This window comes from Nitrospirillum goiasense, assembly GCF_034427435.1.
Taxonomy (GTDB): Bacteria; Pseudomonadota; Alphaproteobacteria; order Azospirillales; family Azospirillaceae; genus Nitrospirillum.
On the sequence record NZ_JAXQNP010000003.1, the window covers coordinates 857,508 to 870,419 of the forward strand.

The window sequence follows — 12,912 nt, forward strand, 5'->3', positions numbered from 1 at the left end:
TATGACATGAGGTGAAGCGCGCCCCATGAACCTGCGTGACCTGCGATACCTGCTGGCGGTGGCCCAGCACCGCCATTTCGGCCGGGCCGCCGCCGCCTGCCACGTCAGCCAGCCGACGTTGAGCAGCCAGGTGGCCAAGCTGGAGGCGCGGTTGGGCGCCCCCCTGTTCGAGCGCACCAACAAATGGGTGGCGCCGACCCCCTTGGGCGAGGAGGTGCTGGTCCATGCCGCCCGCGCGGTGGCGGAGGCGGACGCCATCGTGGCGCTGGCGGGCGCGCGCGACCCTTTGGGGGGCCCCTTGACCCTGGGCGTCATTCCCACCCTGGGGCCCTATCTCATGCCCCGGATCTTCGCGCCCCTGCGCCAGCGCTGCCCGGCCCTGACCCTGGAATTGTGGGAGGACACCACCGACGCGGTGGTGGAACGGCTGCGCCGACGGCAGCTGGACGCTGCCCTGATCGCGACGCCCGTGGCGGGCGACGATTTGGTGGAGCGGCCGCTATTCCAGGAAGGATTCCTGGCCGCCCTGCCCCCCGACCACGCGCTGGCGGAAAGCGGCGAAGCGGTGGACGAGGCGGCCCTGGCCGCCGACCTGCTGGTGCTGGCGGATGGCCATTGCCTGCGGGACCAAGCCCTGGCGGCCTGCGCCCGGCCCGATCCCGGCGGCTGGTCCCTGCGCGCCACCAGCCTTGAAACCTTGTTGAACATGGTTGCGGCCGGCTATGGCACCACCCTGGTGCCGGCCCTGGCGGCCCAGGCCCACGCGGGCCGCCGGGACGTGGTCTTCCGCCCCCTGGCCGGGGCGGCCACGGGGCGGCTGATCCGCCTGGTCAGCCGCGCCACCTTCACCCGCCAGCCGGCGCTGGACGCGCTGGCCGGATTGGTGAAAGAGGCGACCGCCTGACCACCCGCGTCAGCGCCGGGGCACCGTGGCGCGACGGGGAGCGGGCGCACGCTTGGGTACGCTCGCCGGGGCAGTGGCAACGGGGCCAGCGGCAGTGGGGGCGGTGACGGGAGCGGTGGCAACGGGCCCCGGCTCGGGCGCCGCCGCGACGTCCACCGGCGGGGCGGCGGGCGCGTCGGTGATAACCGACGTCTCGGCCGGCGGCGGCTCACTGGGAGCGGGGGCCGCCTTGGCCCGGCGCACCTTGGCCGCGGCCGGCTTCGGTGGCTCCGGCGCGGGCGCCGGCTGGGGCACAGCGTCGCCGGGCGCCTTCTTGGCCGCGACGTCGCGGAATAGGGCCACGATGCTGTCCAGCCGTTCCTGGCCGCGCGTGTCCAGCGCGCCGGCGGCATTCGCCACCGCCACCAGGGTGTCCGACAGCTGGTGGATCTCCTCCGCCGTGGCGCCGGCCAGCAATTCCGGCAGGGTTTCCAGGGCGGCGGCCGGGTCCAGCAGCAGCATCAGGAACTGGTCCCGCACCAGTTGCTTGAACTCCGCCAGTTCCAGCCCACGACCGTGGGTGTCGCGCAGGCCGCGCAGGGCGTTGAAGCCCCGGGCGTCGGCCATGCGCTCGGCCAGGGCCACATGCAGCAGGGCGCGCAGGCCAGCCTCGCGCAGGCCGCCGACATGCAGGCGGCGGCGCAGTTCCGCCCCCTGCTCCGCCAGGAAGCGGCGGTGCTCCGGCGTTTCGCCCGGGTGGCTGCGCGGCGGGGCGTCATCGGCGTCCAAGCCGAATAGCGCCTGGGTCAGGGGATGGCCGTAGATGCCCATGAACAGCGCCTCGGCCGTCGCGTCGCGGCGGTCACGATAAACGTCCAGCGCCGTTTCCATGTGATGCGCCAGGTGCTGTTCCATGCGGCGCCACATATTCTCCTCCCCCACCGCGCGGCGGTCGCGCCGGGCGGCGGCGGCTAGCGCCGGCACCCCGTTCAGCCAGGGGTTGGTCTCGGAAAACAGCTCATAGCTGAGGCGCAGGGGGTGCAGGTTGCGCAGCGCCTCCGCCGTGGTTTCGCCCACCAGTTGCCGCACCCAGGGCTGCATGAAGTCGCGGTACAGCCCCAGGGTCACCCGCGACAGGCGGGCCACGGTGGCGAAGCGGCGTTCATCATCCGGCAGCGGCTGCACATGCGCCGCCACGTCATTGATGCTGCGCGCGGCGAAGCGCAGGACGTTGGGGTCGCCCTCCTGCCCCGACTTGCCGGAGGGGGCGGCCTCGGCCGGCAGGATTTGCGCCTCGTACAGGCCGGGGGGCAACACGTCGATGAAATCGATGTTGGACGCGAACTCGCGATGCTCCTTCCGCGCCACGGCGGCGGAGACGAAGATGCCCAGATGGCCCACGCTTTCATGCACGGCGTAGACGATGGTCTGGCCGTGGCAGCGGATGTCGTCCACGCTTTCATACAGGTCGCAGATCCAGCCCAGCGCCTGCGGCGGGGGGAGATGTTGTCGCCCTTGGAGCAGAAGACGATGATGGGGGAGCGGATGGCCCGCAGGTCGACGCGCACGCCGTCCTTGGTGACGATGTCGGCCGTGGCCAGGCGGTTGCCCACGAACAGCTTGTCGACGATGTACTGGATTTCCTCGCCGTTCAGCAGGACGTGGCCGTTCCACCACTTCTCAAAACCGAGATAGCGCGGGGCCTCGGTATCGACCTTGTCCCACAGGGCGTACTGCTTGCCGACCAGGGTATTGGCGGGGTTCAGGTTCTCAAAGTTCTGCACCAGCCAGGCGCCATCGAACAGGCCGGCACCCAGATCGCTCGCAAGCGCCGTCAGCCAACTGCCGCCCAGCAGGCCGCCACTGTAGCGCATGGGGTCCTTCCCCCGCTGGCCGGCCCAGAAGGACAAGGGCGTGCCGGCGATGATGATGGGGCCGAACAGGTCGGGGCGGATGGCGGCCGTCATCATCAATTGCCAGCCGGCCTGGCAGTTGCCGATAACCACCGGCTTGCCCTCGGCCTCGGGATGCAGCTCGATGACCTTTTCCAGGCAGGCGGCCTCGGCCGCGATCACATCCTCCACCGTCTGGCCCGGGATGGGCCGCGGCAGGAAGCCGATGAAATAGCAGGGATGGCCGGCACCCAGGGCCACGCCGATCTCGCTGTCCGACTTGAAGCCGCCGATGCCGGGGCCATGGCCGGCCCGGGGGTCGACAATGACGAAGGGGCGCTTCTTCAGGTCCAGCTCCACACCCGCCGGCGGGATGATGCGCTGCAGCGCATAATTCACCGGCCGGGGCAAGGTGGCGCCGTCCAGCACGGTTTCGCTCTCGAAGCTCAGCACCGTGGGGGCCGTCTGTGCCATGTGCTCGTGATACTGGGCGCCGCGCTGGCGCAGCACATCCATCACCAGGGCGGTGCGCTGGCAGGCGTCGATCGTATACGCCAAGCCATCCTGCCACAGGCGGAAAGGCCAATGATTGCTGGGATCCAGGAAACCCTCCGGCACCCGGAACGGGCCCTTAGGGCTGGTCGCGTCGGTAGAAGCCATCGGCTGTCCCTCTCCAATCCTTCCCGTCCCACTGCCAGGACGACGGAATAACCCCGCGGGGTGGGAGTATAGCCAACCGCTCCCGCAAGTGCGAAGAAGGTTTTGCGTCGCACAAAGGGGATAGGCCGCCGGGGGTCTCGACCGGCGGCCTATCCCGGGTCGGGGCGTTCGGGTGTCGCCCACCGCACCGACCGTTCCGTGCGCGGGTCAGTAACTGAGGCAGCGATCCCCGGCACCCGCCGCGCCGTCCAGCACGATGGCCAATTCGGCGGCCACCGTGCGGGCCTGCCGCCAGGAGGCGCAAGGGATGCGATAGCGCCAGGGCACGGGCTCGCCCGCCCACACCACGATCTGGGCCAGCGCTTCTGGCCGGGCGATGTCGGCCGGGCGGATGGGTTGGACCGTCACCTGTGCCAGGGGGAAGTCGCCCGCGCGGCGGGGGTCGCTGACCCACACCCGACCGGCGGCCATGTCCACGATGACGGAGCCGCCCGCCGGCAGGTGGGCGGGCGTGGCGAAGGACCAGTCTGCAGACCGGGGAGTGGGCCGGGGGGACGGCCCTTCAGAGGGGACGGCGCGTTGGGCCGTGGCGTGGGTGACGAGGTCGATCAGGGTGTTGAAGCCCAACATGGCGGCATATCCGGCAAGGGTCGTTCAGGCCCCCATTCAGCCGCCAGACGGGCATTAAAATTCCATAGCAGAAGGCCCTGCCGTTCATTAAAGCCCCCTTGAACCAGGCCAGGACGACCTGGCCGGCAGCGGGCGGCGCCCCCGGGTTCCCGCCCCCCGGGGCGCCACGCCAGCGCGACCCCGGCGGCCCTAGGCCGCCTTGACGCCGGTGATGAAACGCGCGACCTCGGCGTTCAGGTCCTCCGCCTGATGCGACACGTCGCGGGCGGAGTCCTGCAACTGGCCGGCGGCGGCGCCGGTCGCCACCGCCGCCTGATGCACGCCGGTGATGTTGCGGGACACATCCTCCGTCCCCTTGGCGGCCTCGTTCACGCTGCGGGCGATTTCCGAGGTGGTGGCCGACTGTTCCTCGATGGCGGAGGCGATGGCCATGGCGATGTCCGACATCTGGTTGATGGTGCGGCTGACGCTTTCGATGGCGGCCACGGCCTGGGTCGTCAGGCCCTGGATTTCGCCGATCTGGCTTTCGATATCGCCGGTCGCCTTGGCCGTCTGGTTGGCCAGGCTTTTCACCTCGCTGGCCACCACGGCGAAGCCCTTGCCCGCTTCACCGGCCCGCGCCGCCTCGATGGTGGCGTTCAGGGCCAGCAGGTTGGTCTGGCCGGCGATGTCGCTGATGAGTTGCACGATCTCGCCGATCCGGTGGGCGCTGTCGGCCAGGCGGCGCGCGGTGCCGCTGGTCTCGGTCGCCTCCTGGATCGCCTTGGTGGCGATGGTGCGCGACTTTTCCACCTGGCTGCCGATCTCCTGCACCGTCGCCACCATCTCATCAGTGGCGGACGCCACCGTCTGCACGTTGGCGGAGGCCTGCTGGGCAGCGGCGGCGACGGCACTGGACTGGGCGTTGGTTTGCTCCGCCGTGCTGGTCATGCTCTGCGCCGTAGCCTCCATCTCCGTGGCCGCCCCCGCCAGGGCGTCGACCAGCTGGGCCACCTTGGCCTCGAAGCCCTGAACCAGGTTTTCCAGCGCCTGGGCCCTACGTTCCTTGGCCTGGCGCTCCGCCTCCTGGGCCTGGGCAAGCTCCCGGGCCCGGACCATGCCATCGCGGAACACCTGCAGGGCACGGGCCAGGGTCCCCACCTCGTCACCGCGATCGGTGTCGGGGATGGCAACCGCCAGGTCGCCGGCGGCCATGGTCTCGACCACGCCCGTGGTGCGGGCGATGGGCCGGACCACGCCGGCGACGATGACCACCGTGGCGCCAACGCACAGCAGGGCGCTGACGGCTATGGCCGCCCAGGTCATCCACAGGGCGGCCGTGTACAGGGCCGCCCCCTGGTCGGCGGCCTTCTTGCCCTCAACCCGGTTGAAGTCGGTATCGGCCATGACGCTGCCCTGGGCGGCCTTGAACGCCTTGAGTTCATCGCCCAGGAACAGCGTCAGGGCCTTCGCCGCCTCCCCCTTGCGGGCCAGATCGTCCACCTGTGCGGCCATCGCCTTGTATTGGACCCAGGTGTCGTCGAAGGCCTTCATCAGGCGTTCGTCATCCGTGCCCACGGTGATCAGCGGCTGGTAGTCGGCCCGGGCCTTGTCGGCCGCGCCCACCGCCTCGGCGTACTGGGATTCCGCGGCCTTCAGCAGGGCGGCATCGTTGGCGGCGGCGGCGATGACCAGGCGCCCCTCCACCGCGCGGGCATCGGTCACCGCCACCCCCAGCCGGCCCAAAGCCGCGGTGGACGGCAGCCAGTTGTCGCGCATGTCGGCCGCGGTATTGCTCACCGCCTCCGTCCGGCTGAGACCGAACAGGCCCAGGCCCAGCGTCGTCAGAAACACCACCAGAAAAGCCGTCAGGATCTTGAGGCGGATGGAAAGGTTGCGCCAAGCTGTCATGATTTTTCCTTTCCTGGAGTCGGGTTGGGATGAGCCATCGATTGGGCCACACCATCACCATCCGTCATTCAACTTTTCCGGTTAAGGAGGAGTTAATCGCCGCGTCATCCCCGCGCTCGAGGCATCCTGTGCAAATCATTGATATAAATTATTTTATGGGCGACTTCCCTGTACTGGCAGGGTCCGAAACAGCGACAACGCGCGCAAATGCCGCACCCGCAAAAGTGGATTTATCGCGGTCGGCAGGACCGGCAGGTGGCGGCCTAGGCCGCAAGCGTTAACGACCGGCTAACCCTTGATGGCCTAGTCTCGGCCCCCATCGGCAACCCTGGTCCGAAGGATCAGCGGTCGCCGCGGGAGAAGGCCGCCGATAACGTCGGCCCCAACAAGGACCCCAAGCGGGAAATCCGCCGGCAGGGTCCGCCACCACCAAGCGAGAACGGCCCCTTTGGCAGAAGGCGGCCGCAGGATGTGTTTGCGCCATGCCCCTGCCCCCTCTTCACCGTTTATGCGCCCTTTGGCTCGCGTTCTGCCTGGTGGCGATGCCGGCCCTGGCCGCCGGCCGTAACGACGACCCCGTCGACATGGGCGGCCTGGCCGCACCGGTGGCCGCCCCGCCCACCCCGGCGCCGCTGGTGGTGCACGCCCTGAACCAGGGCACCGCCTCGGCCTATGTGCTGAAGGTGCTGAAGCTGGCGCTGGCCAAAAGCGGCCGGCCCTATGTGCTGAAGATCGACGACCACCCCCTGCCCACCGCCCGGGTGCTGCGCCTGCTGGAGCAGCCGGACAACGGCGTGGTGGATGTCTATTGGCTGCCCACGGCCCCGGCGCTGGAGGCCCATTTCCAGCCGGTGCGGGTGCCGTTGGACCGGGGGCTAATGGGGTATCGCCTGCTGGCGGTGGGTGAGGCCGGACAGGCCAAGGTGCAAGAGGGCCAACCCCTGGCCCTGGCGCAGGGAAGCGGGTGGCCGGAAGCCCGCCTGTTGCGCGCCGCCGGCCAGATCGTGCACGAGACGGCGGGCAACCCGTACACCGACATCGCCGACGGCGCCGCCGACGCCGTGCCCCGTAGCAGCCTGGATATCGATCAGGAGGTGGAGCGGGCGCAAGCGGCGGGCGTGCCGGTGACGGTGGCGCGCGATGTCGCCCTGTTCTACCGCGACTTCTACCTCTACTTCTTCGTGGCCAAGCATAACGACCGCCTGGCCGACATGCTGCTGGACGGCCTGTATGAGGCCTATGCCGACGGCTCCTTCATGGCGCTGTTCCGCAGCGACCCGCAAATCCAGGCGGCCCTGGCCTATACCAAGCAGGGGCGGCGGGTGCTGGCCCTGCCCAACCCCGACGCCACCACGCCCACCCGCGCCCTGGCCGCCAGTCTGACGGAAAGCCTGGAATAGCGGCCCGCCGCCCTTCCGCCGCCCCCCTACTCCACCAGGCCCATCGAAACGATGAAAACCAGGTAGAAGGTCAGCGCCAGCATGGCCACCCACAACAGGCCGATGGTGCGCCACAGGGCCCCGAACGTGCCCAGCCGATAAGCGCCCTTCAGGTGGGCGTACATGTGGATGGGGGGAACGAAGCACATCAGGACGCCGATGGCATCCGCCCCCAGCCCGGCCCGCGATCCCAGGGCCGCGACCGCCGTCAGCACCGCCATGAACGAGAGGGAGTGCAGGGCGAAGACCACATGGTCGTAGAGAAAGACGCCGCGCTTGAACAGGAACATCAGCCAGATGAAGGGCACCGACAGCGGCACCAGCAGGAAGGACAGCTTGGAGGCTGATTCCTTCATCTTGTAGAGCGTCAGTTCGGGATTGCGCAGGGCGTGGCGGACATGCTCCTCCAGCTTGGGCATGCCGAGATCAACGTCGAACAACTGCTTGGAATCGGCCAATTGCTTGGCGGAGCGGGCCCAGGCCGGTTCATCGCTGGTGGCGGGTTCCGCATCGGGGGCGGCCGGCCCCTCGGCCGTGGGGGCGGCCAGCTTCGTTTCCCCGCCCGTTTCCCCGCCTGCTGGCACCGGCACGGCTTTCCCAGCGTCCGGGGCAGGCGACGCGGTCGCGGCCTTGACCTTCAGGCCGGCCGCCGCCGCCGCGTCGAAGGCCTTCAGCATGGCCTCCGCCACCTTCAGTTCCTGCTGGCGCTTGTCCCGGACGGCGGTGGCATCGGCGGTGTCGCGCCCCTCACGCTGAGCCTCCGCCAGATCGTTTTCCGCGTCCTTGAGTTCCCCCTTGGCGTCGGCGACGGTGGACTCCAACTCCGCCCGGCCTTCCGCCAGGGACTGGTGATCCAGGCTTTTCAGCGGGTTGCCGCCCAGTGACTTCGCCGGCGTATCGACGAAGGACAGGGAGAAGAACATCAGGAAGACGCAGAACAGGAACAGCGCCAAGGGCGAGACATAGCGCACGCGATGCCCATGGACATAGCGCCGCGTCAGGCTGCCGGGGCGGAAGGCCAGCATGGGGAAGGTGCGCCACACCTTGCTGTCGAAATGTAGGATGCCGTGGAAGAACTCCTCCACGATGTGCAGCATGGACCGGTGGACGTGCCCCGGCTGGCCGCAGGCATGGCAGTAGGCCCCGGTCAGATGCGTGCCGCAATTGGCGCACCGATGGTGACCATCCTCATGGGTGACGGCAGCCTGATGCCGTTCGCCCTCGATCGCCCTGGCGACCAGGCCGGCTTCCGCCAGGCCGCCGGCCGCCTCAATCTCCCCGCTCATTCCCCTGCCCCCCAAGGCCATACCCCGCAGCGGCGCGAGGCCGGCGCCGAGGATGCGGGCAGCACGGCTTAATTGCAAGATTGGCGGGGCGCCCTACGGCGTTAGGACGGCTTAAGGGATGAAATAGAAGGGGTTGGGCAGTTTAAAGCCACGCTCGGCATGGCCGCCGGCCAAGTCGCTGTCCTGGTCGCCCATGTTGGCGATGATGGTGTAGCCCTGGGCCTCGATGCGCGCCCGCTCCGCCGCCTTGTAATCCGCCGCTGAGGGGCCGTGGGCCCCGGGCGCGCGCAGCACCAGGCCGGCCCAGCCCTCATAGCCCGCCGCCGCCAGGTTGCGGGCGGTGGCCTCGCGCTCCGTCTCCGGGCGGCCGGTGATGAAAAAGACGGCGACGCCGGCGGCCCGTGCCTGACGGTAGAGTTCCAGCGTCGGCGCGATGACGGCGGCCCGGCCCATCATCTCCCAGGCCGGGGCGGCACACGGGCCCCGCTGCAGGTCGCAGCCCCCCGCCGTGATGTAGCCGAAATCATTGATGCGCAATTGCGGCCAGTTGCTGAGCGAGGTCTCGTCAATGTCCAGCACCAGGGCCGGGCGGGCACCGGCCGGCAGGGTGGCGGCGCGCGCCTTGACCCAGGCGGCGGCCTCGCCCGCCACACGGGCCAGGTCGCGGTCATAGGCGCCGCTGTCGTGATAGGCCACCAGTTGGGTCTTCACCACGCCCAGGTTGGGCAGGTCCGACGCCGGCGCGGTCGTCGCCAGGGGCGCCTGATGGGCGCAACCGGCCAGCATGGCCAGCCCCAGGGCGGCCAAGGCCCGGATCGACCGGACCCGGATGGATGGGGCGCGAACGGACATGCGGGCGGGCTCCTTCAGGGCTGGGGACAAGCGCAGCGGGTGTAGCCATCGACCTGGGTCTGGTCCAGGGCGCACAAATACAGCGGCTGACTGTCCGGCGTCATGGCGGAGGCATCTGGCCGGGCGACACTGTAGACGGCGCGATAGCGCACCCTGGCCGGTCCGCTGTCGCGGATGTGGGCGATGATGTCGCGCAGCGCCTGGGAGGTCAGGACCGGCGCCCCCCAGGCCTGGGCCGTATCGTACTCGGGCAGCCAGCGGGCGGTGCGCACGCTGGGCCCATCGACCAGATTGGTCAGGTAGTAAGTGGTCAGGCGGGCGACCGAGCCGTCGGCCGCCGCCACCCCCAGCTTGAACGCCGGGCTTTGCTGGTAGACCGGGCTGACGGCCGGCGTCACCAGCACGGGCACCCCGGCATCGGGAGGACCCACCAGGCGCAAATCGTCCATATGGACATGACCGGCGAACAGCACCTTCACGATGTCATGGTAGGGCGCCAGCTCCGCCTCGAACCGCGCCTCCATGCCGGGGGCGAACAGTTCGACCGGCGCGGTGCAGGCGGGCGCCGGCTGGCCGGCGGTGGCCGCCTCCTTGCCCGCCTTGGCCCAGGCGCTGGCGGTGGCATAGCTGTCGATGCCCGGCACGACATGGGTGATCAGCCAGACGCTGTCGCCGGCCGCCCTGGCATCCGCCAGCGCCTGGTGCAGCCAGGCCAGCGTGGTCTCCTGCGGCGTGTCGCCGGGGCGCCCGCAGCTGTTCTTGTACTTGCGGGCCAGGGGCACCGTGTCGAAGGACACGATGCGCACACCCTTCAAGGTCGGATGGGGGATGACGTAGTTGCCGGCCAGGCGCCAGTCCTGGGCTATGGCCGCCTGATCCACTCCGCCGCCAAGACCGGGACCGAAGCCACGGGTCAGCAGCGGCAGGGTGTCCGCCAGGAAAGGACCGTTGGGCGCCACGGCATAGTCGCCGCAATAGCTGTCGTTGTTGCCCAGCGCCGTCAGCACCGGCACGCCGGGGAAGGTCTGCCGCAGGGTTTCCAGCAGCACCGTCACCGTCTTCAAGGTGAAGGCGCGGTAGGCCGCGTCATCCCCCTTGTGCGCCGGCAAGGTCTCCTCGAACGTGTCGCGGAAGTCATGGGCCAGCATGTCGCCGGTGTGCAGGATGTAGGCGGGATGCCGCTGGGCCTGCCGCATGGCCGCGAAGGTGGAGCGAAGCAGGAACCAGTTGCTGTCCCGGCCGAAGGGGGACAGGCGCTGGCCGGCGGTGCTGTCCAGGATGGCCGGCCACTCCTGGGCGGGCGCGGCGTCCAGCCGGGCGGCCAGGCTGGCATCATCCAAGGGATTGAAATGCAGGTCGCTGACCACCAGAAAGGGCGCGGCCGGCTTGGCCGCCGGTGTTCCGGGCTCCCCCAACAGGGACAGCCCCATCGCCACCGCCATGACCATGGCCGGCCAGGTCTTCCGCTTCACCACCAGCTGCCTCTTGGTTCGCACCCGCAGTATCACGCCCCGTTGATGGCGGGCCACCCCCGCCCTGTCAATGGCCCCGGGCGTCACGGCGTGAAAACATGACCAAATGGACAGGATTTTGACGACACGCGGATCGTGTCCTTGATGCCTCATCCACGAAGTACGCGCGAATATCGTGACCATTGCGGCAGGAACGCCACAAAATCCCCATAGATTTGCCGCCTCGGGTTGCCATGTTTCACCACCGTTCAATCTTTACGATGGGGATCGTGCCATGAGGGAGTGGAAGGGCGGGCTCTGCCTGCCGTTGGTGATGGTTGCCTGTTTGGCGCTGGGTGCCTGCGGCAAGGAGCCGGAAAAGAAAGAGGTGATAAGGGCCAGCGCGCCCGTCCCGGGCTCCAAGGAAAACTTCGTGGTGCCCTTCGGCGCGTCGCCGCCGGCACCGCAGACGATGCAGGGCAAGTACGTGGCGGTCAGCCATAGCTATACCCTGCGCCTGCCGGCGGATGCCGTGGAGGCCGTTCAGCGCCGCCACCTGGAAATCTGCATCAAGCTGGGCTGCGAGGTTGTCGAATCCCAGATGAACCGCAACGGAAACAGGGCCTGGGTCACCGCGCACACCAGTGTCCGCCTGCCCCCCGCGGCCCTGGCCTCATTCACGGCGGACTTGACGGCTCCACCGGTCGAGGTGACCGCCCATTCGGAGACCAGCGAGGACAAGACGCTGGCTGTCCTGGATGTCGACAAGCGGTTGGAGACCAAACTCGCCCTGCGCGAGCGGCTGACCACCCTGCTGCACCAGACCAACACCAAGAACGTGAGCGACCTGCTGAACGTCGAACACACCCTGGCTCAGGTCCAGGGCGATATCGAGAGCGCCACGGCCCAGCGCGACTACCTGCGCGCCCAGACGGAAATGGTGAAAATCGACATCCGGTATGAGGGGGCCCAGCCGGACGAACCCAAGCCGGATGGCATCGATTGGCGTCCCCTGAAGAACGCTGCCAAGGACTTCATCGACATCCTGGTGGAGTCGCTGGCCAATGTCATGACCTTCACCGCCCGCATCCTGCCCTGGACACCGGTGGTGGTGCTGGCCGGCTGGCTGGCGCGCCTGGTGTGGCGCCGTTGGCGGCGCAAGGCCGCTTAAGCCAACCGCGCCACCAGCGACAGGGGCAGCAGCTTCAGGATCGGCGCCATATAGGCCCAGGGCCAAGCGGGGACATGGGCCGTGGCGGGTTCCCGCTCGATGGCGCGGACCAGCAGGCGGCTGCCCACATCGCCGGGGATGGCGAAGGGCAGGCGCTTGGCGCCCGCGTTCAGTTCGGTGTGGATATAGCCGGGGAACAGGGTGGTGACCCGGATGGGGGTGCGCAACAGCTCGGCCCGGATGCCCTCCGCCAAGGCGGCCAGGCCCGCCTTGGTGGCGGCGTAGGTGGTCAGGTGCTTGGGCAGGCCGCGCAGCGCGCTCATGGACGAGACCACCACCAGATGCCCATTGTTCCGGGTCCGGAATAACTCAACCGCCGCCTCGCACTGCGCCAGGGCGGCCACGAAATTGGTCTGCGCCGTCGCCAGATTCTCGGCGAAATGGCCGGTACCGATGCGCCGGCCGGACCCGATGCCGGCGTTGACGATGATGCGGTCCAGCCCACCCATTTCGCTATCGAAAGCACGGAAGGTCTCGAACACCGCCGCGTGGTCGGTGACGTCCAGCGGCCGTAGGATGACACGGATGCCGGGGTAGGCCTGCAGCAGCTCTTGCCGCAAGGCCTCCAGCCGGTCGGTGCGCCGCGCGCACAGCGCCAAGTCCCGGCCGAGGGCGGCGAATTCCCGGGCCATGCCCAGGCCCAGGCCGGAACTGGCGCCGGTGATGAGGATCGTTTTCCGAATGGGACGGGCCGTCAT

9 protein-coding genes and 1 pseudogene are annotated in these 12,912 nt (G+C 69.2%); 3 read left to right on the forward strand and 7 right to left on the reverse strand.

Features of this window, described 5'->3' with window-relative positions; all coding sequences use genetic code 11:
• The first annotated feature begins 25 nt into the window (after positions 1 to 25).
• Positions 26 to 904, forward strand: coding sequence for a hydrogen peroxide-inducible genes activator (locus tag ULB03_RS18275; RefSeq protein WP_322484532.1), 879 nt, complete (start codon positions 26 to 28; stop codon positions 902 to 904).
• Positions 905 to 913: 9 nt separating this feature from the next.
• Here ULB03_RS18275 and ULB03_RS27490 read toward each other — a convergent pair.
• The 3 genes and pseudogenes from ULB03_RS27490 to ULB03_RS18295 all read right to left on the reverse strand — a co-directional run bounded on the left by ULB03_RS27490 (position 914) and on the right by ULB03_RS18295 (position 5,955).
• A pseudogene (locus ULB03_RS27490) lies at positions 914 to 3,435 on the reverse strand (DUF3141 domain-containing protein).
• Between the two features lie 207 nt (positions 3,436 to 3,642).
• A complete protein-coding gene (locus ULB03_RS18290) occupies positions 3,643 to 4,065 on the reverse strand; it encodes a hypothetical protein (RefSeq protein WP_322484534.1) in 423 nt (140 codons plus the stop codon).
• Between the two features lie 189 nt (positions 4,066 to 4,254).
• The gene (locus ULB03_RS18295; RefSeq protein ID WP_322484535.1) at positions 4,255 to 5,955 is read right to left on the reverse strand and encodes a methyl-accepting chemotaxis protein; all 1,701 of its coding nucleotides are present in this window, start codon (positions 5,953 to 5,955) and stop codon (positions 4,255 to 4,257) included.
• A gap of 482 nt (positions 5,956 to 6,437) precedes the next feature.
• Between ULB03_RS18295 and ULB03_RS18300 the strand changes: the two genes are divergently transcribed.
• The gene (locus tag ULB03_RS18300) at positions 6,438 to 7,355 is read left to right on the forward strand and encodes a hypothetical protein (RefSeq protein WP_322484536.1); all 918 of its coding nucleotides are present in this window, start codon (positions 6,438 to 6,440) and stop codon (positions 7,353 to 7,355) included.
• 26 nt (positions 7,356 to 7,381) lie between these two features.
• On the opposite strand, the gene ULB03_RS18305 is transcribed toward ULB03_RS18300, so the two are convergent.
• From ULB03_RS18305 to ULB03_RS18315, 3 genes are all read right to left on the reverse strand, one after another.
• Complete coding sequence (locus ULB03_RS18305; RefSeq protein WP_322484537.1) at positions 7,382 to 8,680, reverse strand: DUF3667 domain-containing protein; 1,299 nt, start codon at positions 8,678 to 8,680, stop codon at positions 7,382 to 7,384.
• Between the two features lie 111 nt (positions 8,681 to 8,791).
• On the reverse strand, positions 8,792 to 9,532 hold the full coding sequence (locus ULB03_RS18310) for an HAD family acid phosphatase (protein WP_322484538.1): 741 nt from the start codon (positions 9,530 to 9,532) through the stop codon (positions 8,792 to 8,794).
• A gap of 14 nt (positions 9,533 to 9,546) precedes the next feature.
• Positions 9,547 to 11,007 carry a metallophosphoesterase gene (locus ULB03_RS18315; protein ID WP_322484539.1) on the reverse strand — a complete coding sequence of 487 codons (1,461 nt, stop codon included), beginning with the start codon at positions 11,005 to 11,007 and terminating at the stop codon, positions 9,547 to 9,549.
• Between the two features lie 271 nt (positions 11,008 to 11,278).
• Between ULB03_RS18315 and ULB03_RS18320 the strand changes: the two genes are divergently transcribed.
• Positions 11,279 to 12,154, forward strand: coding sequence for a DUF4349 domain-containing protein (locus tag ULB03_RS18320; RefSeq protein ID WP_322484540.1), 876 nt, complete (start codon positions 11,279 to 11,281; stop codon positions 12,152 to 12,154).
• On the opposite strand, the gene ULB03_RS18325 is transcribed toward ULB03_RS18320, so the two are convergent.
• The gene (locus tag ULB03_RS18325; protein ID WP_322484541.1) at positions 12,151 to 12,912 is read right to left on the reverse strand and encodes an SDR family oxidoreductase; all 762 of its coding nucleotides are present in this window, start codon (positions 12,910 to 12,912) and stop codon (positions 12,151 to 12,153) included. The two genes, ULB03_RS18320 and ULB03_RS18325, sit on opposite strands and share 4 nt — an antisense overlap.

What these genes read in the sequence shown, in the direction of transcription:
- ULB03_RS18275 (WP_322484532.1), top strand. Translation starts at nt 26, where the DNA reads ATGAACCTGCGTGACCTGCGATACCTGCTGGCGGTGGCCCAGCACCGC.
- ULB03_RS18290 (WP_322484534.1), bottom strand. Translation starts at nt 4,065, where the DNA reads ATGTTGGGCTTCAACACCCTGATCGACCTCGTCACCCACGCCACGGCC.
- ULB03_RS18295 (WP_322484535.1), bottom strand. Translation starts at nt 5,955, where the DNA reads ATGACAGCTTGGCGCAACCTTTCCATCCGCCTCAAGATCCTGACGGCT.
- ULB03_RS18300 (WP_322484536.1), top strand. Translation starts at nt 6,438, where the DNA reads ATGCCCCTGCCCCCTCTTCACCGTTTATGCGCCCTTTGGCTCGCGTTC.
- ULB03_RS18305 (WP_322484537.1), bottom strand. Translation starts at nt 8,680, where the DNA reads ATGAGCGGGGAGATTGAGGCGGCCGGCGGCCTGGCGGAAGCCGGCCTG.
- ULB03_RS18310 (WP_322484538.1), bottom strand. Translation starts at nt 9,532, where the DNA reads ATGTCCGTTCGCGCCCCATCCATCCGGGTCCGGTCGATCCGGGCCTTG.
- ULB03_RS18320 (WP_322484540.1), top strand. Translation starts at nt 11,279, where the DNA reads ATGAGGGAGTGGAAGGGCGGGCTCTGCCTGCCGTTGGTGATGGTTGCC.
- ULB03_RS18325 (WP_322484541.1), bottom strand. Translation starts at nt 12,912, where the DNA reads ATGACGGCCCGTCCCATTCGGAAAACGATCCTCATCACCGGCGCCAGT.